Raw genomic sequence first — 24571 nt, 5'->3', positions numbered from 1 at the left:
TAGGACAATCTTCAATCTGACCGTGTTTGAGAGATCAATTCAAGTATGTGCTGTTTGGTAATAAGAAGGTGGGCGTGCAATAAATTGGCGGCACCTTCTATATCTCTTTTCCGAGCAAACGCTAATAATGCTCTATGATCGTGTTCAGCATTATCTGATTGCTTGAGCTTATTTATGTGCATAGCCACATAACGGTGAGACTGTGCGCTGACTCTCTCAAGTAACTGCATGGTTAACTTTCTATTGGCAGCTTCATAGAGTAAGGCATGGTATCTAGAGTTTAAAGGCCCCCAATCCGCTACTTTTCCCGCAGCATAAGAGGTCTCCATCTCAAGGAGCAAGGCTTCGCATTGACTAAAATGCTGCTCTTCCATTAAAGGAATAGATTGTTTTAACAAATCTACTTCGAGAAGAATTCGAACATCGAAAATTTCGGCAATTTCATCAAGAGAGTGCTTGGTCACCATAGCGCCACGGTTGGCGATAAAGACCACTAAGCCTTCAGAGTCTAGGCGTTTCAATGCTTCACGAATTGGCATACGCGAAACGTCATATTCCGCTGCTAGCAGTTCTTGGCGTATTAGCTCACCTTCAGCCAAATCACCAGACAAAATTCGATCACGCAAGTCTGCCGTAATGGCATCTGGCAAACTCTGACGTAAAACAGCTCTTTTCTGAACCAATAGTTTTTCCTCGAACAATTAACCACTTCTATTCATTATAAATAGCCACTCTGCGGAGGCTCTTTAAAACGCGAAACTTAATCTGTCAGTGTTTGCAGTTTATCTGCAATGGCAGTTTCAATACCTGCTGCATCCAAGCCGACTCTCTTTAGCATCGTGCTATGGCTGGCATGCTCTTCGTACTGATCGGGAAGCCCGAGATGCAGTACGGGGACATGAATGTTATTAGCGAGTAAGTATTCACTTACGGCTGAACCTGCACCACCCATAATGGCATTCTCTTCAATAGTGACGATTAATTTGGCATTTGCTTGCTGTTTTAGCGCCACTTCATCCAGTGGTTTAACAAAGCGCATGTCGAGCAATGTCGCGTCATATTTCTCTGCCGCTTGTAGTGCGTCGTAAGTTGGTCGTCCAAATCCACAAATGGTAATGCCAGATTGACCCTCACGAAGCATGCGGGACTCACCTATGATTAAAGGTTCTAATGCCTCGTTAATACAGATGCCACGTCCGGTACCGCGAGGGTAACGTACCGCCGCTGGGCCTTCATAGAGATAGCCTGTGTGTAGCATTTTACGACACTCATCTTCATCTGAAGGGGCCATAACCACCATATTTGGAATGCAACGTAGGTAGCTTAAATCGTAGACACCAGCATGAGTAGGACCATCTTCACCCACTAGACCAGCACGGTCGATGGCGAATAATACGTCTAGGTTTTGCAAAGCAACATCATGAATCAGTTGGTCATATGCGCGCTGTAGAAAGGTCGAGTAAATGGCGACGACCGGTTTAAGCCCATCACAGGCCATGCCTGCGGCTAAGGTCACGGCATGTTGCTCCGCGATGGCCACATCAAAGTAGCGTTTCGGGAAGCGCTCGGCAAAAGCGATTAAGTCTGAACCTTCTTTCATGGCAGGGGTAATGGCAACAAGCTTGTCATCTTGCTCGGCGGCATCACACACCCACTGGCCGAAAATATTGCAATATTTAGGACCGGAAGCTTTGTTGTTTTTCGGTTTAGGGTCAGGTTCCACTTTGTTTATGGCGTGGTAGCCAATAGGGTCGCCTTCAGCGGGTTCGAAGCCTTTCCCTTTCTTTGTTATAACGTGCAGGAACTGCGGGCCAGAGCGATCTTTTAAATTGGCAATGGTAGTAAGTAGGTGGTCCATGTCATGGCCATCAATAGGGCCAATATAGTTAAACCCTAGCTCTTCAAACATCATACCTGGGGACACCATGCCTTTCATGTGTTCTTCGGCTTTACGAGCCAACTCTAGGGCGGAAGGTAGCCCAGAGAACACTTTGCGGCCACCTTCTCGAATATTGTCGTAGGTTTTACTGGCCCATATGCGAGCAAAATAACTGGACAATGCGCCTACCGGCTTAGAAATGGACATTTCATTGTCATTTAGAATGACCAGCATATCGGCGTCCACATCACCTGCATGATTGAGAGCCTCGAAAGCCATACCAGCAGACATCGCACCATCACCAATAATGGCCACAGCTTTACGGCCCGTATTGAGCTGGCGGGCCGCTAAGGACATTCCAAGTGCTGCGCCAATAGATGTGCTTGAATGGCCCACACCGAAGGTGTCGTATTCGCTCTCTTCACGTTTTGGAAAACCGGAAATACCATCTTCTTGTCGAATGCTTAACAGGGCGTCGCGTCGGCCAGTAAGGATTTTGTGTGGATAAGCTTGGTGGCCAACATCCCATACCAAACGATCTTCAGGCGTGTTGTACAAATAATGCAGTGCAACAGTGAGTTCAATAACGCCAAGCCCTGCGCCAAAATGGCCACCAGTTTGTCCTACGCTATAGAGCATAAACTCTCGTAGTTCACGGACCAGCGCGGGTAGCTGCTCTTTTTTAAAGCGTCGCAGATCGGCCGGTGAATTGACCTGATCAAGTAAAGGCGTATTAGGACGCGTAGTAGGTATCGTTTCGAACATGGGCACCAGTTTGGTCACAAAGATTAAGTCTAAAAGCCAGTAAGTATATCAGTGGTTGCGCCCAATAATATAGTTAGCAAGTTCGACTAATGGCTGAGCCGCATCACCAAACGGTGAAATGGCTGTAACGGCTTGTTTATGAAGCGCTTTCGCAAGCTCCTGAGCACCCTCCAAACCTAACAGTTTAGGGTAGGTTGGCTTGTTGGCATCGGCATCGGAAAACTGGGTTTTACCTAAGGTTTGGGTGTCACTGGTAATATCGATGATGTCGTCTTGTACCTGAAAGGCCAAACCTATGGCGTTAGCATAGGTATCCAGTGCTTGTAATTGATCTTCTTTGAGCTCCGTGCCACTGCTGATCGCGCCCATACGAACACTGGCACGAATCAGGGCGCCGGTTTTGTGCTGATGCATTTTTTCTAGGGTGGCTAAGCTCACCTCGATACCCACATTGGCTAAGTCGATCATTTGTCCTGTGACCATGCCGTGACGACCTGATGCCAAGCAAAGCTCTTGAATAAGGCGAAGCTGTGTAGTGCTCTGCTGATGCTCTGTTTGACTGAGCAGCTCAAAAGCAAAGGTTTGTAGTGCATCCCCCGCTAAAATAGCGGTCGCCTCGTTAAATTGAATATGGCAAGTCGGTTTACCACGGCGTAAATCATCATCATCCATGGCAGGTAAGTCATCATGAATAAGGGAGTAAGCGTGGATCGATTCGATCGCGGCAGCGCAAGCATCAGTCAATTCGTTGGCGGAACCGAAAAGTGATGCACTGGCGTAAGTGAGCATAGGACGCACTCGCTTGCCACCGTTGAATAAGCTGTAAACCATGGCTTCTTGTAAATCTTCAGCCGGGGTATAACCGCTCATTTTTAGCTGTAAATATTGGTCAACACGTTGTCGAGCGTACACAGAAAAGTCGTCTAGAGTCACAGTTTGGCTTCCGCATCAAAAGGTTCTAAGTGCTCACCATCTTGCTTTTCTAACAGAATTTGAACTTTTTGCTCGGCTTGAGTGAGCACTGTTTGGCAGTCTTGGCTGAGCTTTACGCCTTTTTCGAAAGCTTTCAGAGCTTCTTCTAGGGACAGTTGATTAGACTCTAATTGGACGACTATGCTGTCGAGCTCATTGAGGTTATCTTCAAAGTGACGAACACTGGTTTTTCGGGACATGTTGTTCTCTCAATTTATTTACTCATGTTTTGTATCAGAAATTACTTTCTTGTTCGAGTGTAGTCATGGGAAAGTTACAAAAAATTCGGAGTAAGTTCTTAGCCTTATGCTTAGTTTCGTATAATATTGGTTAAACTCTGTCGTATTATAGCTTTTTTGGTAGGAGACGTGTGTGGATATCGCAACGCTGGTTGGGCTAATTGGCTCTTTTGTGATTGTCTTAATGGCCATCCTTTTAGGTGGCTCTGCAGGGATGTTCTTGGATCCTGCCTCAGTATTGATTGTATTGATTGGTTCAACCTTTGTTGTTTTGGTGCAATACCCGCTCAAACAATTTCTAGGTGCAGGTAAAATAGTCGGGAAAGCTTTTATGTTTAAAAGTGTTCCTATGGATACCTTGATCGATGAAATCTATGGGTTAGCTGACGAAGCTCGAAAGGGTGGGCTGCTTTCACTTGAAGGTAAAGAGGTGAGTCACCCTTTTTTGTCGAAAGGTATTCAGATGCTGGTCGATGGTCAAGACGGCAATGTGGTCAGAGCACAAATGTCGAAAGACATGAAAATGGCTTTTACCCGACACGAAGATGGGGCAAAAATATTTAAAGCCCTCGGTGATACGGGTCCTGCCATGGGGATGATTGGTACACTAATTGGTCTGGTACAGATGTTGGCTAACATGGATGATCCAAAGTCCATCGGACCTGCGATGGCGGTAGCCTTGTTAACCACTTTATACGGTGCCGTATTGGCCAACATGGTAGCCCTTCCTCTAGAAGCTAAGCTTAAAAACCGTGCAACAGAAGAACTTATGTGTCAGCAACTTATTCTCGATGCTTTATTAGCTATACAAGCAGGTCAAAACCCACGTGTATTGGATGGTGTGCTGAAAACTTACATCGCCGAGAAGAAACGTATTGAACGCGAATAATATTGAACAAGTAGCCGGATAATCAAATGAGTGATGAAGAAGAATCAGATTGCCCCGAATGTATAGAGGGCTTACCCGCCTATATGGGGACATTTGCCGACTTGATGTCGTTGCTAATGTGTTTCTTTGTACTGCTGTTGTCGTTTGCAGAAATGGATGTGCTGAAGTTTAAACAACTGGCTGGATCCATGCGAGCCGCTTTTGGTGTTCAAAAACAAATCGAAGCAGAATCCATCCCCATGGGGACGTCGATTATTGCTCAAGAGTTTAGTCCTGGTAAGCCAGAACCAACACCCATAAATGAAGTTCGTCAGAAAACCGATGATGCCCCAGAGAATACCTTGGAGGTGTTGTGTAAACCTGATTCGGCGGAGCTGAATGAAAAAGAAGGCTCTGGGTCCCAGTCTCCAGATAGTTATGTGGATAAGTCTTCTGCAGATCTTGCTCGTGAGCAAAAAATCCAACAGACCGAAGAAGATGCACGACAAATTTCTTCTGTGATGCGTGAAGAGATTTCTAAAGGGACCGTGGAGATTGAAACTCAGGAACAAACTATCACCATACGTCTAAAAGATAAGGGGTCTTTTGAGTCTGGTTCGGCAGAGTTGAACTATGACTTTATTCCGATCATCGACATGGTACGTGAGGTCTTGATAGGCATACAGGGGACGATCTCGGTTGAAGGTCATACCGATAATGTGCCGATTGACAGTGCGCGATTCCGTTCTAACTGGCAGCTGTCTTCAGCACGAGCGATTGCGGTAGCCGAAGAGTTATTTTCCACAGGTCAACTCGATCAAGGGCGATTTGCGGTAACAGGTTATGCAGATACACGACCTCTAGTGCCCAATGATAGCAGTCAAAATCGCGCGACCAACCGTCGAGTGGACATTGTGATCAAGCAAAATGATCTGTCTCGCCCGATTGTACAACCTGGGGTGAGTAGCCAAAACAATGATGACTTACTAGAATTTGGTCAACAAGGTTTAGAGGGATTGAACTTTGATCTGGCGCCAAATGAAATATTCTAATGAATAAACCATTCTAAGAACCAAAAAATAGGAGCTTTTGCTCCTATTTTTTTATCGGCTAGCGGTTTAAATGCTGAGAAAAATTAGGTTTTTTGCTATGGTTTGCACAGATTTTTATTGAGGATAAGACAAAATGCGAGTTGCAGTGATTGGTGCGTCTGGACGCATGGGAAAAAACCTAATTAGTGCTATTGTCGATGAACAAGCCGTTAGTTTGGGCGCGGCCATTTTAAAACCTGGCAGTAGTTTGTTGGGTGCCGATGCAGGCGAGATCGCCGGCGTTGGTAAATTAGGTGTAAGCGCCGTCGCAAGTCTTGCTGATTGTGTCGACGATTTTGATGTGTTGATTGATTTCACTACACCAGCGCTAACGCTTCAAAACGCCGCATTTTGTGCACAGCATAATAAAGCTATTGTGGTAGGCACCACGGGTCTTAGTGATACAGAAAAAGCAGCGTTAGACGATGCCTCTGGCGATTCAGCGGTCGTTTTTGCTCCTAACATGAGTGTTGGCGTTAACCTAACTCTTAAACTCTTAGCGACGGCAGCGCAGATCCTTGGAGATGATTACGATGTGGAAATCGTTGAGGCTCACCATAGACATAAAGTTGATTCTCCTTCCGGTACGGCTTTGCGTATGGGGGAAGTCGTAGCAGAGGCTTTGGGGCGCGATTTAAAAGAGTGTGCTGTGTATGGTCGTGAAGGCCAAACGGGTGCGCGCACCCAGAAAGAAATTGGCTTCGAGACCATTCGTGCCGGAGACGTTGTCGGTGAACATAGTGTTTGGTTTGCCACAGAAGGAGAACGCATTGAAATCGTTCATAAAGCCAGCAGTCGCATGACTTTCGCTAAAGGTGCGGTACGTGCCGCGAAATGGTTAGAAGGTAAGCCAGTAGGCATGTATGACATGCAAGATGTGTTGAACCTTAAGTAGATTTTCTTTCGCTTTTCCCGGCTGAGAAGTAGACATAAAAAAGCGGCTGTATGATGTCTCATACAACCGCTTTTTTTTGGCCCCGAAATTAGTTATCCAATACCTTGGCTAATTTATGGGCTTCAATCTGACCTTTTAGCTCACCTTTCTTATTCGTGATAGGCAAAGAATAAGGTGTCACTAATGCCACCGGTACAATGTCTTGTAACGGGCTGGCTGAGTGGAAAGTTTTAAGTGGTGTAAATAGGCTTTCTAGGCTGACATCGTCTGCCGCTTCCGCCATGGCTTGAGCCGGAATAACGCCCTTGTACACACCCTTTTCAACCACGAACAATTGCTTATTGCTATCTGTGATTTGCGCTTTAATTTGACCGACTGTGCTACCTTCTACCACGTTCTGGCATGGGGTCATAATCGTATGGGCCGTCAATGCACGAGCTCGGTTAACCCCTTTTGCAAAGGCTTTTACATAGTCGTCTGTTGGTTTCAATACGATATCTACCGGTGTACCAACTTGGATCAATTTACCGTCTTTTAATACCGCAATACGATCGCCAATGCGCAAAGCTTCATCCAAATCGTGGGTAATAAAGATGATGGTCTTTTGCAGCGTTTCTTGTAGCTCGATTAGCTGCTCTTGCATCTCGTTACGAATGAGCGGGTCAAGCGCAGAAAAGGCTTCGTCCATCAATAGGATTTCGGCATCCGTACACAAGGCGCGGGCAAGGCCGACACGTTGTTGTTGTCCACCAGACAGTTGCGATGGGTACTGGTCTTCATAGCCTGCTAAGCCAACCGTTTCGAGCCAAGAGGTAGCTTTAGGCTTCCATTCGGCTTTTTTCTCGCCTTTTATAGCTAAACCATAACCAACGTTATCCAGCACGCAACGGTGCGGCATTAGACCAAAGTGTTGGAATACCATGGCCATTTTGTGACGACGGAAGGTAGTCAAATCCTTAAGGGAAAGCTCCATGATATTTTCGCCATCTACCTTAATTTCTCCGGCAGTTGGATCAATAAGGCGATTGAAGTGGCGAATTAAGGTAGATTTACCGGATCCAGAAAGCCCCATGATGACGAAAATCTCACCACGTTTCACTTCCAGATTAATGTCTTGTAAACCTACGGTATGACCAGTTTGAGCCAGTATATCGTCTTTTGATTCGCCAGCTTTTACCTTTGGTAATACTTTTTCAGGGGTTTCACCAAAAATTTGGTAAAGACCATTAATCTCAATAAGCGTGTCTCTGTCTGTATTATTCATGTCCAGACCCTTCTAAATGTTTCTGTGTACGTTTTGCATAGGTCTGTGAAACGCGGTCAAAAATGATAGCCAGTGCAACAATTGCCAAACCATTCAGTAAACCAAGAGTGAAGTATTGGTTAGTAATGGATTTAAGTACCGGTTGTCCGAGTCCTTTAACACCAATCATGGAAGCGACGACCACCATAGCTAATGCCATCATGATTGTTTGGTTAATTCCTGCCATTATGGTCGGCATAGCTAAAGGTAACTGAACGCCGAATAAGCGCTGACTTGGTGTTGCACCATAGGCAGTTGCGGCTTCTAAGGTTTCCTTATTAACGAGGCGGATACCTAGGTTGGTTAAGCGAATAACAGGTGGAATAGCATAAATAATTACAGCAATAACTCCCGGTATCTTACCGATCCCTAAAAGCATTACGACTGGAATCAAATAAACAAATGCCGGCATAGTTTGCATGACATCTAGGAGTGGCGTGATGATGGCTCGTGCTCTATCAGACCGTGCCATCCAAATACCGATAGGTATCCCTATAATGATGGACATAAGAGTACATACCGTAATAATACTCAATGTGCGCATGGTGTCTTCCCACATCCCAAAATAACCAATCGCCAACATAGAGGCGAATACACCTGCGCATAATTTGATTGATCGAGAAGCGTAGTACACAAGCCCTAGTATTGCAGCAAGAACCAGCCACCAAGGTGTGCTAATTAATAAATTTTCGAACCAAACTAAAAAGCTTAAAAGCGGATCGAAAAGGGATTCAATCGTGTCACCGTATTCACGGGAAAAGTCACGATATGCGCCATCTAGAGTTTGTTTAACGCTTAAAAGTTCCCGGCGACTCATGTCGGGGAACTCTGTTAACCAGGAAGAGTTTGCCATAAAAAAACCATTGCTTTGAATGAGGTTGCCACGGACTAGATCATCGAACTAGTACGTGGCAATAGTACTAATCTTAAAGTTCGTCTAGCGCTGTTAGGATTTTAGCTTTCACATCTTCGCTAACCCAAGCAGACCAAACAGATTCATAATTAAACATAAAGTTTTCAGCCGCATATTGGCTGTCTGCTTGATTCTCTTCCATCCAAGCCAATAGGCTGTTCATATCACTGTTAGCGAATGAACGCTTAGTTAGATACTCAAACGCCTGTGGTGCACGTTTCTGAAAGTCGGTTGTAGTGACTGTATCAACAGGAGAGGGTGGATACATAGTCGGCTTTGGATCTAAACAGTTTTCTTGTGTCGTACAAGTAGTGAATTCTTCAAGATCAACACCTGACCCAAAGTCTACTTTTACCATTTTGTATTTACCAAGAACCGCTGTTGGTGCCCAGTAATAACCCAACCAAGGTTCTTTGCGTTCATAAGCACGGCTAATAGAGCCTGATAGACCAGCAGCAGAGCCTGGATCGATTAACTCGAAACCTGAATCTTCTAAATTCAAAGCTCTAAATAGGTTGCTGGTAGAAATTTGACAGTTCCAACCAGCAGGGCAGCCATAGAAACCTGAAACGCTGTCATCTTCTGGGTGAGGGAATTCTTTGGCGTGTTTAATAACACCTTCAATAGTGGCTACTTCAGGGTATTGCTCAACCATATATTCTGGGACCCAAAAGCCTTCTTCACCGCCGTCAGAAAGAGATTGGCCTGCTTTTACAAGGCGATTTTCGGCAATACCTTTATCAAGCGCATCTTTTAGGGCGTTTGACCAAAGCTCAGGGGCGATATCTGGCTCGCCCTTTTCAATCATGGAGGTGCCTGTAGGCATGGTGTCGCCAGGTACTAGTTCTGTGTCACAGCCATATCCGTGTTCCAGAATGAATTTATCGATGTTGGCAATAAAGGACGCTGAATTCCAGTTCATATCAGCAATTTTTACTGTTCCACAATCGCTATTAGCGGCAAAAGCAGACGTTGCAGAAATCATCATTGCAAACGCAGATAGAGTCTTCAGGTGCATGTCTCTGTTCCTTATAGATGTGGTAAAAATAGAATGGTTAGTTCTCAAACTATAATCAGTTTATACATCAAATATTTATAGTTCAAATGTTTTAATTATAAAATTTGTTTGAGTGCAAGGTATGAGTGTGCAAATAAAGACAAAACTAGAGGCAGTTAAGGCGATGTTTAAGGAGGAAATGTGGATGTATTTGTATGATGAAAATACGTCGATCTAAAGGTGCTTTTTGCTGTATTAGATCGACGGCAAAGCTAGGCGCTATAGGTGTTTGGGGAGTTTATGTCGAGAAGAGGCGCAGCATCGATTGTCTCTGCGTCCATCATCATGGCGATACGCTGTAATGAGGATAGCATTTGAGTCTGTTCCCAGCCTTCAAGAGACTCGAATTCATTGATGAATTTTTCATGTAAAAGGGGCGGTGTTGTGTGCAAAATATTTCGACCAGCTTCGGTTAAACGGGCATTTACTATGCGTTTATCCTTTTGCACCTTTACACGCTCAACAAACTTTCTGTCTTCGAGACGATTCAAAATAGTTGTCACCGTGGCTTGACTCAACGAAACACTGTCAGAAATTCGACGAACCGTCACATCTCCAAGCTCTTCAATCGATCGTAAAACCATGATTTGTGGAATGGTAAGACCACAAGCTTTAACGACCCGCTTAGATTGAAGGTCGGTGGCGCGAATGATGCGACGCAGATGCACGAGGACATCATGTAAGTGTTGCGGATTAGACATAATAATGGGGACCAAAAAAATTTTGTCGATTATATTCTTTTGCTTAAAAGTAGCAAACTCATTCAGTAAATTTGTTTGAGAGTCTGATTATCATAGACCAATTATACTTATAGCTCAAAGTTCTACTTTGAGAGCGTGAAGGGAGGGGGTGTAATATATAGAATTTTGCCAAACCTCGGCTAGGCCGAAGCTTGGCAAAATAGGCTTAGAGGTTGGCGAACACGTCAATGGCGTATTGACGTGCGCTCTTGTAGTCAATGATGGGCTCTGGGTAAGCACAGGCTAGTCGCTGAGCTGAGCTAGGTTGATGAATTGCCTTGTCATCTAACTCTGTGAGCTCTGGTACAAAGCGGCGGATAAAATCGCCTGACTTATCATAGGTTTGTGACTGACGCGTGGGGTTAAAGACACGAAAATAAGGGGCCGCATCACAACCTGTAGAAGCGCTCCATTGCCAGCCACCATTATTGGCCGCAAACTCCCCATCAATGAGTTTCTGCATAAAGTAGGCTTCACCTTTTCGCCAATCGGCAAACATCAATTTACAAAAGAAACTTGCGGAGATCATGCGTAAGCGATTGTGCATCCAGCCGGTTTGGTTTAATTGGCGCATGGCAGCATCAACAATAGGAAAACCAGTTCGACCTTGTTGCCAAGCGAGCAAGAGTGACTCATCGGACTGCCAAGTTAATTCTTCGGTATTGGCTTTGAAAGCTTTACCTTTAGACAGTTTTGGAAAGTGTTTCATTAGTTGTCGATAAAAATCTCGCCACGCCAATTCTTTGAGCCAAACACTGTCTCGCCACTCTCGACCCTGTTGTTCACACACATATTGTAAGGCGAACAAACACTCCCTAGGACCCAGTGCGCCAAGGGCTAAGTAGGGCGACAATAAACTGGTCCCTGGTTCATTAGGGATATCCCTATGGGCAGAGTAAGCTTCTTCTTTAAGATGGCAAAATTGCCATAAGCGCTGACTGATGCTTGGCTGATCCGCGGGCCATAAATCGTCACGATAGCTACCTAGCCAGTTTGGTTGGTAAGCCTGGTAGAGAGTTGCTTCAGACTGCTCTGGAGGGGCGCTAAAAGGAATCGGGTTTTGCTCGCCGAGCATGCTGAGCCAGCGTTTAAAAAACGGAGTAAATACCTTAAAAGGAAGCCCTTGCTGATTGAGTACCTCTCTGGGCACTATGAGGTCGCAGGCTTGTTTATGGCAATCAATATTCAGCCGTTGCAGTGTTGTGACTACCGCCTCATCTCGGCGCTGCTCATTGATGGGCAATTCTTCATTAAACCACACGGCGTGTACATGATGAGTTTGGCAATAGTTGGCAAGTTTATTTGGGATGTCTTCATAAGTAGGTGCTTCAATCACCTCGGCCCGAATGCCTTTTTGTGCAAGCTGTTCAGCGACACGGTTGAATAAAGCTATGCGCAACCCTGTTTTTGCGGGGGATTCGTTGTGCTCTTGCCATTGCTTAGGTGAAGCCATCATGACAACACGAATCTCGCCTTGCAGGGCTGCGTAATACAAGGCGGGGTTATCTTCTAAGCGAAGATCATCCCGCAACCAAACTAGGTTATTAACGTGCATTATAGGCTCCAATAATTAGACCGTATTACGAATGCCTAACGGCGCAGGGTAAGGCATAAAATATTGTTGCTTTTTTATGTATTCACTGCCGTAGCATTTTAAGTAGTGATGCAAGAGTGTCATTGGGGTCGCAAGATTTACCTCACCACGGCGGTACTGCTCAACCACAGCAATAATTTCTTTTCGTATCGCTACGTCCACAGAGTCTTTTAAGTAACCAATAATATGCATTAATGCATTGCAATGGCTGGTGCGTTTTGCAGGTTTTGACAAGGCTTTCATGAGTGTCTCGAAGTATCCGTGACGTAATTCTGCGATAGCTCTTGGATCGCGTCCTGAGAGCATTTTGCCAAGCGCTTTATACATAGGGTATGAATGCGCCATTACCAAATATTTATAGCGGCTATGGAAGGCGATAAGATCTTTCATTGTGGCGTTTTCGTCTACACTGTGGCGAAAGTCATGGTGAGTATAAACACGTAAGATAAAATTCTCCCGTAATTTAGGATCATTTAATCGACCGTCTTCTTCGATCGGCAACAGAGGGTAGCGTTCTTGTAGGGCTTTGGTGAACAAACCTGCGCTACGTTGCATGTGCGGGTGACCATTTTCTTGGTAGACCTTAATGCGCTCCATGCCACAGCTTGGCGATTTTTTCATGACAATGTAACCGTCAAGGTGAGAAAGCGTCTCTATGTAAGGTTCACTGGCGCGCATAAATACATTGGAAACATCGGTTGCTGAATTTTTAGAAAAAACCATGCGTGGTTGTGTAGGGTCGCCTTCTAGTCTTAATGTTGGTCTTGGAGAACCAAAACCTGCCGCCATTTCTGGGCAAAATTTTTGATAGTCAAAGTAGGCACTTAATTGGTCGTCACAAAAGCTTGAGCGGCTGTGTCCACCATTAAAGCGCACTGGGTCGCCTAAGAGACAGGCGCTGATGCCAACAGGAATTTTATCAATCATTTTGTATTGCTTAGAGTCAGATTTTTTCATGATGGGTATCCTCTAATGGTTCACAATGTTGAGCGTATTTTTTTGGCCAACTGATGAGCGCTTAATAGTGCGCCTTCAGTGTCTCCTGAACTTAGCCAGTCTCCAGCTAAGCCAATGTTTAATTCTTCATTCCATTTGAATGGTGTGTCCGATGGGTTAGGTAGAAAGCGGCTAAACAACCAGCGATGTGGTGAACCGTGGCGAATGAGCTCTAGCCCTGTGTCTTCGCAAAACCCTTTAATAAGCTCTTCTGCTATATGCTCTTTACTCTTATCAAGGTTTAGAGAGGCCCAATCACTGCGGCTATGAATTACCCAGCGGTCGCAGCTTGTTCCCTTGTGTGAGAGCTTTTGGTTGTCTTTGATCATGCATTCAATCACCGGATGATCAGGGCAAATAATGCTCTTTAGGTCTGAGTGAGCGGTTTCAAGCCACAAGACCCATTGGGAAGTGCTGTGTTTGCTCGCTTGATTGGCGGTCACCCACAAGTCTTCTGTACCTTGGGTTGCTGCAAGCAAGGCCGCTGCCTGAGGTGCAGGAATACATAGAATCACTTTTTTACATTGGGTAATCAATTGAAAGTGACTATCCCGGATTCGCCAAACCTGCTTGGTATGGTCAAGCTCTAGGTGGTGGGCACGAGTATTGGTGAGTAGTCGTGATGACTGTACCAAGTGTCGACATATGGCTGTGAGGCTTGGTGAACCAATATAGGTTTTGGTTGTGCCTTTATCTTGCTGGGACCAATGCAAAGCAATGTTGGCAGAGACGAGCTGATCGAGCACCTGAATGGTATCTGGGTGCTTGGTATGGATATACGGGGAACCCATATCAACACGAACTTGATCATCAATGCGCTGGTTGCCGCAGCGCCCGCCAGAGCCACGACTTTTTTCAATAACGCATACGGATTGCCCCGCTTCTGCTAACAGGTATGCGCTCATTGACCCAGCTAGACCGGCACCAATGACGACAACGTCATAGACTATGTTGATTGCTTTCTCTTCTGCTGCGGTCATTGCTTTGTACCTTTTTAAGAAATCATTTGTTGTACATATTTATATTTGTACAACCATAGTTGTACAATATAGTTTCCTGTACAGCCTTGTCAAATAAATTATACAAAAAATATTTTGTATAAGTGTTTTTCAGTTGGTACTCTGGCTAGCAGAAATAAATTTTACGTTTTAAATGAAGAGGTTGGATTGCAATATATGTCACAGGTTGAACTAGAAAGCTTTATAGCAAATGAACACGACAATCCAACGGTGGCGCTATTTCCTATTCGGGATTTATCACTCAAGACGGGAGTCAACTCTGTTACCTTAAGAGCTTGGGAAAGACGTTATGGATTACTGAAGCCGCAAAGAACGGCGAAAGGCCATCGTCTTTACAGCGAGGCTGATATTAAACAAGTGGAAGCTATCTTGTATTGGGTGCAACAAGGGGTAGCGGTCAGCAAAGTAAGAGCTCTAATTGAGAAGGGGGCGGAAGAAACCCCAAACTTAGACAGTGATTGGCAACTATTACAAACTAGCTTGATTAACGCTGCGAAGGCTTTTAATGCCGATAAAATTCACCAATTATGCGCCGAGGTGTTATCCCAGTACCCTGCGTCCATAGCGGTACAGAACTGGCTCTTGCCCAGCTTAGCTTTGTTGGCTAAAGGCGTGGAAGGAAGCTTTTGCGAGGCCGTGGTAAGTGAGGAGCTTACGGTACGCTTACATGGCCTGAAAAAACAGCATGGTTCTGGGCGAAAGGCTTTAGTAGGTGCCGCTGCTGGTGGGTCTAACCTATGGGGGATAATGGCTAGTTTTATACTGGCCGATCAAGGTGTTAGCTGTGAATTTGTATCAAATTTAGCATCAGCGGATGATTGTGTGGCGTTATCGAAAGGTCTCGATGTGTCGGGTTTGATGGTATTTTGTGGTAATGAGCAAGCCAGTCAGGTAGCGGGATTTGTTGCGAAAGTTCAGCAGCCTAATATACCTGTGGTCTTGGTGGGAGCTAAATTATGGTTAGCCTACCATGAGTCTAAGGTGGACGAGGCTGAGAATGTGGCGATTTTCTCCGACCCAATAGAAGGTGTGCAGAGCTTTTTAACTAAAATTAGTTAAAAACTATCGGCGGTATTTTTTTAATTGATTTTCGGTTTTAATATTCCTCATTTAATATAAATAATATATTAAATGAGGAGATCGAAATGACTAAAACTATTACTTTCGCCGTTATGCACTTTACTATTGCTTTTACCGTAGCTTACCTAATTACAGGTAGCTTTGTTGTTGGCGGCCTTGTGGCCATAGTGGAACCTGCCATCAACACCGTAGCTTTTTACTTCCACGAAATTTTTTGGAATAAACTGTCTCAGCGAAAATTAAAAGAAGCCGTGACAGCGCCTTTTGTATCGCTAAGTGAGAGTTACGCTCTAAAGTCCATGTAAGATCGTTTTTATTTTATTGATCTTCAAAAAAAAATGCCCCGCATCATGGATGCGGGGCATTTTTGGTTCTAGGGACTAGTACCTTATAGGTTTAGTAATAACACGATGGATACAGCGATCGGTGAAATAACGCAAACCGAAATTTTCCAGCAGGTGTGAATGATGTTGGAAGTTTGAACTTCGTCTTTCACAAACTGATCTTTTACAAACCAACCGGCAAAGATAGCAATTAAGATACCGCCAAGTGGCAACATGATGTTGGTGGTCAAGTAATCTAGAGCGTCAAAGGTATTCTTGCCGAAGAAGGTTACATCACTCATGAAGTTGAAAGAACCCAAACAAGCGATACCCAACAACCATACCAAGATAGCTAAGCCAATTGATGCAGTAGAACGTTTTAGTTTGAAACGTTCTACCAAGAAGGCAACAGAAGGCTCAAGTAAGGAAATTGCTGATGTCCATGCCGCGACACCAACAAGAACAAAGAACAAGACGCCAAAAAATTGACCAAAGGCCATTTGTCCAAAGGCAACGGGCAATGAAATAAACATCAAGCCTGGGCCAGCGCCTGGGTTCATACCGTTCGAAAAAATAATCGGGAAAATAGCGAGGCCTGCCACCAGTGCAACCAAGGTATCTAGTGCGCCTACCATCAGAACGGTGCTACCAATGGACGCTTTTTTCGGCATGTAAGAGCCGTAAGCCATGATAGTACCCATACCTAAAGAGAGCGTGAAGAAGGAATGACCTAGGGCAACCAAGACCGCATCCCAAGACAATTCACTCACATCAAAATGGAACATGAAGTCCCAACCTTGAGAAAAACCTGGGGTGCTAATAGCATAGCCAAGTAGTGCAATCAAAAGGAAGAACAGCGCAGGCATCATGATACGAGTAGCTCTTTCAAGACCTTTATTTACACCTGCAATAACAACCGCTAATACCATTATGGTGAACAGAGTGTGCCAGCCTAGTAAGGTTACTGGGTCAGCCAATAGTTCGTTGAATAACGCGCCAGCTTGTTCCGAGCTCACATTAGCCAGTTCGCCTGATGCCATGGCTTTAATGTAATGTAATACCCAGCCTGCAACGACAGAGTAAAAAGAGAAAATGAAGATACCCGCCAACATGCCCATTAGGCCAATGATGCCCCACTTCTTAGATTGACCTGACTCTTCTGCTAGATCTTCTAAGGCATTAATCGGATTTTTGCGTGCTCGACGGCCAATAAAAACTTCCGCCATCATAATGGGTAGGCCAACAAGAGCAATACAAATTAAGTAAACCAGTACGAAAGCTCCGCCGCCATTTTCGCCGGTAATGTAGGGAAATTTCCAGATGTTACCTAAGCCTACGGCTGAGCCTGTCGCGGCTAAAATGAAAATCCAACGGCTCGCCCATGTGCCTTGGATTGAAGTTTTGTTTTTCATGAATATCTCTATTTTTAGTGTTGTTTAAGAGCAGGAAAATGCTGTGAAGCTACGGCAAATGCCTAGTGCAGATTTTAAATAAGGGCGGCATTTTCCAGATTTTGCCGACTTTTTGCAACAACTAACACGGATTTAAGGCATTTCGACTTCTATCGAGTGGACTTCATACTTTTTTATTAAGCCTAAAGCTCTCAATGTACACATCTTAAAAAATATTAGAGTTCTAATTTGTTTTGGTGGACAAAGCCATTTTAACTCGTTAGCATATTTAGAGTTCAAAGTAGTTTTTTTGATGTTTTTTCTGTATTTGGCTGATTTTTTTCTAAAAAATTTAATAAATATAGAAATTTTGTTTTTATATTGTTTGTTTTCAAAGGAGATTGAATGATGGTGGCGAGCGATATTCAATTGTCTTCACCGACCTCGGAAGAGGGAATGGCGGTAAATAAGTTGGTGTCTGCATGTCCCCCACTTGATGGCAACTCCGTGTATTGCAATTTATTGCAGGCTGGTCATTTCAGTGACACCTGTATGGCGGCGAAGCAAGGTGAAGAGCTGGTGGGTTTTGTTTCTGGCTATTTGTTGCCAGCATCACCTAGCACCTTGTTTGTTTGGCAAGTAGCGGTGGGCGAGCGCGCACGTGGTAAGGGGTTGGCAAAAACCATGCTGTTGGCACTTTTATCGCGGGAAAGTTGCGCAACAGTGAGCCATATAGAGACCACTATTACAAAGTCTAATCAGGCATCTTGGGCTTTATTTCGAGCGTTAGCTAAGCAATTAAATGCGCCACTCAATGAGACGCTCATGTTTGATAAAGAGCGCCATTTCGAGGGGCTTCACGACAGTGAATACTTAGTTCGAATAGGGCCAATTGTTGCCTAAATTTTCAGGCCATTTAGGCCATGTCTTAGATTTGAATCATGATAAAGGAATCCATTAATGAAAATATTTGAAGAGTTAGAATCAGAAGTTCAATCCTACGCACGCTCATTTCCTCGCGTCTTTCATCGCGCGCAAGGAGCATTACTTTTTGATGAGCAAGGTAATAAATACATCGACTTTTTGGCTGGAGCAGGTACATTGAACTATGGCCATAACAATCCAGTTTTTAAAGAAAAGCTTTTAGCTTACATCATGGATGACGGCATCACTCACGGCTTGGATTTGCATACCAAGGCTAAGGGTGAGTTTATGGAGAGTTTCAACGAACATATTCTAAAACCACGTAATCTACAGTATATGATGCAGTTTACGGGTCCTACTGGTACCAATGCGGTGGAAGCAGCGCTTAAATTGGCTCGTAACGTCACAGGTCGTGAAAACATTGTGAGTTTCACTAACGGTTTTCATGGCTGTAGTTTAGGGGCTTTATCTGTCACCGGTAATTCTCATCACCGTGGTGCAGCGGGCACAAGCCTAGGGGCTTCTGTCTCAACCGTACCCTTTGATGGTTATTTAGGCGATGGTATCGAAACCACTGAATATCTGGATAAAGTACTGAGCGATTCCAGCAGTGGTGTCGACCTTCCGGCCGCTGTCATTGTCGAAACCGTTCAAGGGGAAGGCGGTATTAATTCCGCTAGCTATAGCTGGTTGCAGAATCTGGAAACCATTTGTAAAAAGCACGGCGTGCTTCTTATCGTGGATGATATTCAAGCGGGTTGTGGTCGTACTGGTAGCTTTTTCAGCTTTGAAGGTGCAGGCATCACGCCAGATATCGTCACCATGTCGAAATCTCTTAGCGGTTATGGATTACCCTTTGCTGTGGTGTTGATGAAACCCGAATTAGATGAATGGAAGCCAGGTGAGCACAACGGTACTTTCCGCGGTAATAACCTAGCCTTCGTGACAGCGAAAGCCGCCATTGATCACTACTGGGCCGATGACCAGTTTGTAAAAGACATTAAGCGCAAAGGCGACTACATTCACGAGCGCACTCAAAGCATAGTGAACGAGTTTGGTGAGGGTAACTTTACCTTACAAGGGCGTGGCATGATGCGTGGCATTAACTGTGTGAGCGGCGAGCTGGCCAGCAAAATTACGCAAAAATGTTTCCAAAACGGTTTGATGATCGAAACTTCTGGGGCCGATGATCAAGTGGTGAAATTTTTATGCCCACTGATTATTCCAGATGATGAGTTGGCTGCAGGCATAGATATCCTTGAAAAAGCCATTCGAGAAGTGTGCGCTAAGGAAGACGATATGCCAGAAGCGAAAAGCTATTTTGATGAAGGCTATGACATCGCGGTGTAACCAATCAAATGGGTTGTAGTGTTTAATTTTTTAAGGAGTAGGAGAAATAATGTTTGCACGTGATCTAAATGAATGTGAAAAAACTGAGCGCCGTGTTGTCTCACCCGATGGTAATTGGGAAAGTACACGACTCATTCTAAAAGAAGACAATATGGGCTTTTCTTTTCATATCACCACCATTTATGCGGGTAAAGATTTTGATATGCACTATCAAAATCATCTCGAGTCTGTCTATTGCATGTCGGGTGAAGGCGAAGTAGAAAGCCGTGAAACGGGTGAAAAACATCAGATTAAGCCTGGGGTTGTGTATGTGCTAGATAAGCATGATGCACACACATTACGAGCTTTCAAGGAGCTCAAGTTGGCCTGTGTGTTTAATCCTCCGATCACAGGTAAAGAGGTCCATAACGCCGATGGGGCCTATGAAATTATAGACTAGCCTTTGGGAAATTAAGCGTCGTAAACAGCCCACTATGGGCTGTTTTTGCTGGTGCCAGCTAGAGGATTATTTGGTTGAAATGGCGCTTCAAAGTGTAACCTTTCATATTCGCTGGAATTGTGCATTTGGCGCTTAATTTTTAGGCGACCTTATGACACTATAGCGCCAGCGATTATCGATGGCCGAAGTACGCTCTTTGGCCCCTTATTTACAGGTTAAAAATGGGACAACATACAGTTGAGAAAATCGGCGGTACGTCCATGAGTGACTACCAGTCGGTACGAGATAATATAGTTTTTAAGCCCGTTCGCGCAGATACGATTTACCAACGTGTATTTGTTGTATCCGCTTACGGTGGTATGACAGATAAACTGCTTGAACATAAGAAAACAGGCGATGCAGGGGTTTATGCTTTGTTCGCTCAAGAGCGTCAGCAAAACCATTGGGCCGCAGCGCTGCAGGAAGTTCGTGAATCCATGCTGTCGATAAACGAATCTTTGTTTGGTCCAGGGGAATTACTAGCGCAAGCGAACCGCTTTTTAAACAGCCGCTTACAAGATGCTCAGGAATGCTTGGAAGACTTACATCGCCTTTGCCAACACGGACACTTTTCTATTAACGAGCACCTTTCCACAGTACGTGAAATGCTTGCCAGTATTGGTGAAGCTCACAGTGCTTGGAATACCGCGACCTTGTTAAAGCGTGATGGCGTTAATGCCGTGTTTGTGGATTTGACTGGTTGGAATAGCTCAGTCCATATGTCTTTGGACGAGCGCATTGTCGATGCATTCAAAAATGTAGACATGAATACTGAGTTACCGGTTGCCACAGGCTATGCGCACAGTGAAACTGGCTTAATGTCGACATTTGATCGTGGCTACAGTGAAATGACCTTTAGTCGCATTGCGGTTTTGACCCAAGCTTACGAAGCGGTGATTCACAAAGAATTCCACTTAAGCAGTGCTGACCCGCGCCTAGTGGGAGAAGACAAAGCCGTGCCAATTGGGCGAACTAACTATGATGTGGCCGATCAGTTAGCAAATTTGGGAATGGAAGCTATCCATCCGAAAGCGGCGAAAGGTCTGCGTCAAAGTGGTATTGCTTTACGGGTGAAAAACACCTTTGAGCCAGAGCATACCGGTACTTTGATTACAGGTGATTACGTTAGTGATGCGCCTTGTGTCGAAATCATCGCAGGCTGTCGTGGCGTCTTTGCGGTAGAAGTATTTGATCAAGACATGGCGGGCGATATCGACGAGTTTGATGGCGCCATTCTAAAAGTTTTGAATCGCTTTAACGCTCATATCATTGCCAAAGATATTAACGCCAATACCATTACCCATTACTTGGCCATTAATCTTAAAACCTTGAAGCGAGTCATGAAACAGCTACATGAATGCTTCAACGATGCCGAGATTAATCAACGTAAAGTGGCCATTGTTTCAGCTATTGGTAGCGATATGAAAACGACTGGTATGTTAGCGAAAGCGGTAAAAGCCATTGCGGAACAAGAAGTCAACGTCTTGGCAATGCACCAATCTATGCGTCAGGTGGATATGCAGTTTGTCATTGATGAAGAAGATTACGAGAAAGCTATTTGTAGCCTGCACAAAGAATTGGTTGAAGTACACAACCATGGCAGAGCTATCTGTCTAGCGTCCTAGTATTTTAGAACTATAATTTTAAAAACTATAAAAAGCCTTAAGTCATGACCTTTATATAGGGGTTGGCTTAGGGCTTTTTTGTGGCGAAAGTGTTTGTTTAAGTAAGCTCTAACTGGGGACGAGCATTAAACTCGGCTTCCGGAATAGGGCGGCTGACCACATACCCTTGACCAAAGTCACAGTGGAAATCTGACAGCATTTGCCATTGCTCCATGGTTTCTATGCCCTCGGCGATGACTTTAATGCCAAGTTTGTGGCTCATGGCAATAATGGCTTCGACAATCTTTCTATCGTCCAAATCGGTTTCTAAATCCATCACAAAACTGCGATCAATTTTAAGCTGATTAACCGGAAGATTTTTAAGTTGACCCAGTGAAGAGTAGCCAATACCAAAGTCATCGATAGCAATATAAATCCCCATGCTCTTAAAAGAATTGAGTATTGAGATGGCTAACTTAGTATCACTTAATAGTGCCGTTTCTGTGACCTCAAACCCCAAACAACTACCGTCTACTTGGTATTTTCCAAGTAAAAATTTAACTTGCTCTAAAAGGTTTGGATCCGCTAACTGAAGAGGGGATAAATTTACGTGCAAGAGAATATTCGGGTGACCCTCTTTGTGACGGCGGGCTAAGTATTGGATCGCACTTTCAATAACCCAGTAGCCTATATCAACAATCTGACCAGTGTCTTCTGCCAGAGTAATGAATTTATCAGGAAAAACCAAACCCTTGTCTGGATGGTTCCAGCGAATCAGCGCCTCGGCGCCGATGATCTTTTTGCTGGATAAGTCAAAAATCGGTTGGAAATACAGTTCAAACTCCTGATGCTGCAAGGCATGGGAGATATCAGACTCCACTTGAGCCAAGTTGATGGCCTGCTCTTTCATTTTCTCGTCGTAAAATGAGCACTGGTTTTTACCCTGCAATTTGGATTCGTATAGGGCCATATCGGCATTCTGCATAATGGTCACAAGATCGTTACCGTGCTCTGGAATCATGGCGATGCCCAAAGATGTGGTTAGGTAAAAATCCCGGATATCAATTTTTAGAGGGGCGTGAATAGCTTCGAGCACTTGGTTCGCGATTTCTTCTGCCTCATGAGGGTTAAGGATACTGCTCAGGTAAATGCCAAATTCGTCTCCACCTAATCGAACAACCGTATCTTTTTCTTTGACGATGCGAACTAGGCGTTGAGCCACAATCTCCAATACTTGGTCACCCACATCATGACCTATGGTGTCATTGATACGCTTAAAGTCATCTAAATCAAAATAAATAAACGCCGACGTATTGAGTTTAGTTTGATTATTAAGCAGTAGTTTCGGAAGCGTATCGGTTAAATAGCGTCTATTGTAGAGACCCGTTAAAGGGTCTTTATAGGCTAAATCTTGTAACGCTTGAGTTTTTTCACTAACCAGTTTACGCAACTTCAATGGTTGCGAGGTGACAAAGTAGACCGAGAAAGCCGCAAGTGATGCAATCAATAAGGTTAGAGAGTAGCCAAAACGCAACCGGTCCATTAATAGTGCGCTGATGTCGCGACCTATGCTTAATGACCAATTACCAGCAGGCAGAATAAGGTCAATGGAAGCGTAAGTTTCAGAAAGCGGCAGCTCGGAACTGAAGAAAAGTGTGCGACTGTTACTGCCTAGCTGGTTGCGAGCAAGCTGGTAGCTGTAACCTTGGTTTTCCAGCTCTTGTAAATTGGTTGACTGGAACAAGCTGTTTGAAAGGATGACAGCAGAGGAAAAGCCCCAAAACCTCTCTTTATCAGTATTGCTGTCTAAAAAAATAGGTGATCGGCTAATGATAGCCTCACCGCCTTGAACAAGTTGAAGCGGCCCAATAATCAGCATCTCTTTGTTTTTGATCGCTCTTTGAGTCTCTTCTTTTAAACTAGGGTGCGTAATGATGTTTAACCCAAGGGCGGTTTCGTTGCCTTCAAGCGGGTCAATTTTGCGAATGATACCATCAGGAGCCAATTGTAAGCTGTGTATCCCGCCAATGGTGGCGCGAATATCCTTAGCATAGGACTGAAAGTTTCGTGAGTCGCCGTTGCTCTTTTCAATATCGTGAGCCAGCATTTGCGCCGAGGTAAAGGCTAATGCAAGGCGGCGCTCCACAATGGAGGCCTGGGATCGGGCAATGCCGCCTAATAAAAACTTTTGTTCGGCCTGTGTTGCATTATTAGACATATGTGCCCAATACACACCAATTACCGATAAAAACATAAAGGTAATGATTGATAGGGCAATGGCCGGTAATTGCTTTATGGGCTGGCGCAAAGAATAAGTACCTTAGCGTTAAAAGAGAATGAAGTTGCCAAACATTCTCAGCCTTTTTTCAACATTAGTAAACTACCAAAGTTTTTTTAGATGACTTTATTCATTTTATATCAAGAAAAAAAGACTCAGATAACAATGAGTTAACTGAGTCTTTAGTGTTATTGGGAATTAGTGGCTAGTCTAATGCTGTTATGCGAAAGACATAACCACGCCAGCAATGGCAATGATGCTACCGACTAGACGAGAAATCATTGGTGTTTGTAGGCGGGTAAACACTTGTCCAAAGCCTAGGCCAACAAGGTGTAGCGCAATCGTAGCGAGTGCGAAGCCAGCTGCATATTCCATACCGTTAGCATTTAAAGGCATTTCTAGGCCGTGAGCGGCACCGTGGAACAGGGCAAAGACACCTGCAATGGCCGCGCAGATAATCGCAGGGAAGCGTGCAGCACCTACCAACAAAGCACCCATCACAATCACAGACAACAAGATACCTTGCTCAATGAAAGGCACGGCCATGCCTGCAACCGCTAGGCCACCACCAATCAACATGGTTGCAACGAAAGCCATAGGCACAGTCAATACAGCACGCCCTCCTAGGGTTGCAGCCCAAAGGCCGACAGCAAACATCGCCAATAGGTGATCAAAGCCACCCATTGGGTGCAAGAAACCTGTCATAAAGCTGGACGTGTGTTCATGACCAGCGTGAGCAAATACAAGAGCGGGTAGGGCGGTAATGAAAGCCACAAGGCTTAGTTTTAGCGTATGTAGACGCATGTGAAATC

Annotated in this window: 23 protein-coding genes; 9 read left to right on the top strand and 14 right to left on the bottom strand. The window is 44.6% G+C overall.

From position 1 onward, the window contains the following. Window positions 1–11: 11 nt before the first annotated feature. From ABJF92_RS05470 to ABJF92_RS05455, 4 genes are all read right to left on the bottom strand, one after another. Window positions 12–683 carry a GntR family transcriptional regulator gene (locus ABJF92_RS05470; RefSeq protein WP_446814811.1) on the bottom strand — a complete coding sequence of 224 codons (672 nt, stop codon included), beginning with the start codon at window positions 681–683 and terminating at the stop codon, window positions 12–14. Window positions 684–760: 77 nt separating this feature from the next. Continuing rightward, complete coding sequence (dxs, locus tag ABJF92_RS05465) at window positions 761–2644, bottom strand: 1-deoxy-D-xylulose-5-phosphate synthase (protein ID WP_446814882.1); 1884 nt, start codon at window positions 2642–2644, stop codon at window positions 761–763. A gap of 48 nt (window positions 2645–2692) precedes the next feature. Then, window positions 2693–3577, bottom strand: a complete 885-nt coding sequence (ispA, locus tag ABJF92_RS05460; RefSeq protein ID WP_446814810.1) for a (2E,6E)-farnesyl diphosphate synthase — start codon at window positions 3575–3577, stop codon at window positions 2693–2695. Beyond that, entirely contained in the window at window positions 3574–3816 is a 243-nt protein-coding gene (locus tag ABJF92_RS05455) for an exodeoxyribonuclease VII small subunit (RefSeq protein ID WP_445977422.1), read from the bottom strand. Before ABJF92_RS05455 ends, ispA begins: the two co-directional genes overlap by 4 nt. A 172-nt stretch (window positions 3817–3988) precedes the next feature. Here ABJF92_RS05455 and pomA point away from each other — a divergent pair, with 172 nt between their 5' ends. The 3 genes from pomA (at window position 3989) to dapB (ending at window position 6709) form a co-directional block, all read left to right on the top strand. Continuing rightward, a complete protein-coding gene (gene pomA / locus ABJF92_RS05450) occupies window positions 3989–4744 on the top strand; it encodes a flagellar motor protein PomA (protein ID WP_446814809.1) in 756 nt (251 codons plus the stop codon). A gap of 26 nt (window positions 4745–4770) precedes the next feature. After that, entirely contained in the window at window positions 4771–5775 is a 1005-nt protein-coding gene (locus ABJF92_RS05445; protein WP_446814808.1) for a flagellar motor protein MotB, read from the top strand. 133 nt (window positions 5776–5908) lie between these two features. Then, complete coding sequence (gene dapB / locus ABJF92_RS05440; RefSeq protein ID WP_446814807.1) at window positions 5909–6709, top strand: 4-hydroxy-tetrahydrodipicolinate reductase; 801 nt, start codon at window positions 5909–5911, stop codon at window positions 6707–6709. 88 nt (window positions 6710–6797) lie between these two features. Here dapB and ABJF92_RS05435 read toward each other — a convergent pair whose 3' ends face one another. From ABJF92_RS05435 to ABJF92_RS05405, 7 genes are all read right to left on the bottom strand, one after another. Continuing rightward, window positions 6798–7973 (bottom strand): quaternary amine ABC transporter ATP-binding protein, encoded by a 1176-nt coding sequence (locus tag ABJF92_RS05435; RefSeq protein WP_446814806.1) that lies wholly within the window; start codon window positions 7971–7973, stop codon window positions 6798–6800. Next, the gene (locus tag ABJF92_RS05430) at window positions 7966–8865 is read right to left on the bottom strand and encodes an ABC transporter permease (RefSeq protein ID WP_446814805.1); all 900 of its coding nucleotides are present in this window, start codon (window positions 8863–8865) and stop codon (window positions 7966–7968) included. The genes ABJF92_RS05435 and ABJF92_RS05430 overlap by 8 nt, the downstream gene beginning before the upstream one ends. Before the next feature lie 73 nt (window positions 8866–8938). After that, window positions 8939–9943: an ABC transporter substrate-binding protein gene (locus tag ABJF92_RS05425; protein ID WP_446814804.1), complete on the bottom strand. Its 1005-nt coding sequence runs from the start codon at window positions 9941–9943 to the stop codon at window positions 8939–8941. 251 nt (window positions 9944–10194) lie between these two features. After that, a complete protein-coding gene (locus ABJF92_RS05420) occupies window positions 10195–10683 on the bottom strand; it encodes a MarR family winged helix-turn-helix transcriptional regulator (protein ID WP_445977415.1) in 489 nt (162 codons plus the stop codon). 205 nt (window positions 10684–10888) lie between these two features. After that, window positions 10889–12277 (bottom strand): cryptochrome/photolyase family protein, encoded by a 1389-nt coding sequence (locus tag ABJF92_RS05415; RefSeq protein ID WP_446814803.1) that lies wholly within the window; start codon window positions 12275–12277, stop codon window positions 10889–10891. 15 nt (window positions 12278–12292) lie between these two features. Then, window positions 12293–13273: a YbgA family protein gene (locus ABJF92_RS05410; protein WP_446814802.1), complete on the bottom strand. Its 981-nt coding sequence runs from the start codon at window positions 13271–13273 to the stop codon at window positions 12293–12295. Window positions 13274–13293: 20 nt separating this feature from the next. Next, on the bottom strand, window positions 13294–14292 hold the full coding sequence (locus ABJF92_RS05405) for an NAD(P)/FAD-dependent oxidoreductase (protein ID WP_446814801.1): 999 nt from the start codon (window positions 14290–14292) through the stop codon (window positions 13294–13296). 195 nt (window positions 14293–14487) lie between these two features. Here ABJF92_RS05405 and ABJF92_RS05400 point away from each other — a divergent pair, with 195 nt between their 5' ends. Together ABJF92_RS05400 and ABJF92_RS05395 are read left to right on the top strand one after the other, a co-directional pair. Further along, window positions 14488–15390 (top strand): MerR family transcriptional regulator, encoded by a 903-nt coding sequence (locus ABJF92_RS05400; protein ID WP_446814800.1) that lies wholly within the window; start codon window positions 14488–14490, stop codon window positions 15388–15390. Window positions 15391–15476: 86 nt separating this feature from the next. After that, window positions 15477–15716: a DUF2061 domain-containing protein gene (locus ABJF92_RS05395; protein ID WP_446814799.1), complete on the top strand. Its 240-nt coding sequence runs from the start codon at window positions 15477–15479 to the stop codon at window positions 15714–15716. An 83-nt stretch (window positions 15717–15799) separates the two neighbouring features. On the opposite strand, the gene ABJF92_RS05390 is transcribed toward ABJF92_RS05395, so the two are convergent. Continuing rightward, complete coding sequence (locus tag ABJF92_RS05390; protein WP_446814798.1) at window positions 15800–17146, bottom strand: sodium-dependent transporter; 1347 nt, start codon at window positions 17144–17146, stop codon at window positions 15800–15802. A gap of 384 nt (window positions 17147–17530) precedes the next feature. Between ABJF92_RS05390 and ectA the strand changes: the two genes are divergently transcribed. The 4 genes from ectA to ABJF92_RS05370 all read left to right on the top strand — a co-directional run bounded on the left by ectA (window position 17531) and on the right by ABJF92_RS05370 (window position 21502). Then, a complete protein-coding gene (gene ectA / locus ABJF92_RS05385; protein ID WP_446814797.1) occupies window positions 17531–18028 on the top strand; it encodes a diaminobutyrate acetyltransferase in 498 nt (165 codons plus the stop codon). A gap of 57 nt (window positions 18029–18085) precedes the next feature. Then, window positions 18086–19399 carry a diaminobutyrate--2-oxoglutarate transaminase gene (gene ectB, locus ABJF92_RS05380; protein WP_446814796.1) on the top strand — a complete coding sequence of 438 codons (1314 nt, stop codon included), beginning with the start codon at window positions 18086–18088 and terminating at the stop codon, window positions 19397–19399. Window positions 19400–19448: 49 nt separating this feature from the next. Beyond that, window positions 19449–19838 (top strand): ectoine synthase, encoded by a 390-nt coding sequence (locus ABJF92_RS05375; protein WP_445977407.1) that lies wholly within the window; start codon window positions 19449–19451, stop codon window positions 19836–19838. A 221-nt stretch (window positions 19839–20059) separates the two neighbouring features. Further along, window positions 20060–21502, top strand: coding sequence for an aspartate kinase (locus tag ABJF92_RS05370; RefSeq protein ID WP_446814795.1), 1443 nt, complete (start codon window positions 20060–20062; stop codon window positions 21500–21502). Between the two features lie 97 nt (window positions 21503–21599). Here ABJF92_RS05370 and ABJF92_RS05365 read toward each other — a convergent pair whose 3' ends face one another. Together ABJF92_RS05365 and ABJF92_RS05360 are read right to left on the bottom strand one after the other, a co-directional pair. Further along, window positions 21600–23789, bottom strand: a complete 2190-nt coding sequence (locus ABJF92_RS05365; protein WP_446814794.1) for a bifunctional diguanylate cyclase/phosphodiesterase — start codon at window positions 23787–23789, stop codon at window positions 21600–21602. 189 nt (window positions 23790–23978) lie between these two features. Then, window positions 23979–24563: a HupE/UreJ family protein gene (locus ABJF92_RS05360; RefSeq protein ID WP_446814793.1), complete on the bottom strand. Its 585-nt coding sequence runs from the start codon at window positions 24561–24563 to the stop codon at window positions 23979–23981. Between the last annotated feature and the right edge of the window lie 8 nt (window positions 24564–24571).

The sequence above is a fragment of the Marinomonas sp. genome (assembly GCF_039940335.1).
In the GTDB taxonomy this organism is placed as follows: Bacteria; Pseudomonadota; Gammaproteobacteria; order Pseudomonadales; family Marinomonadaceae; genus Marinomonas.
This window is presented reverse-complemented; position numbering and strand designations above follow the sequence as displayed.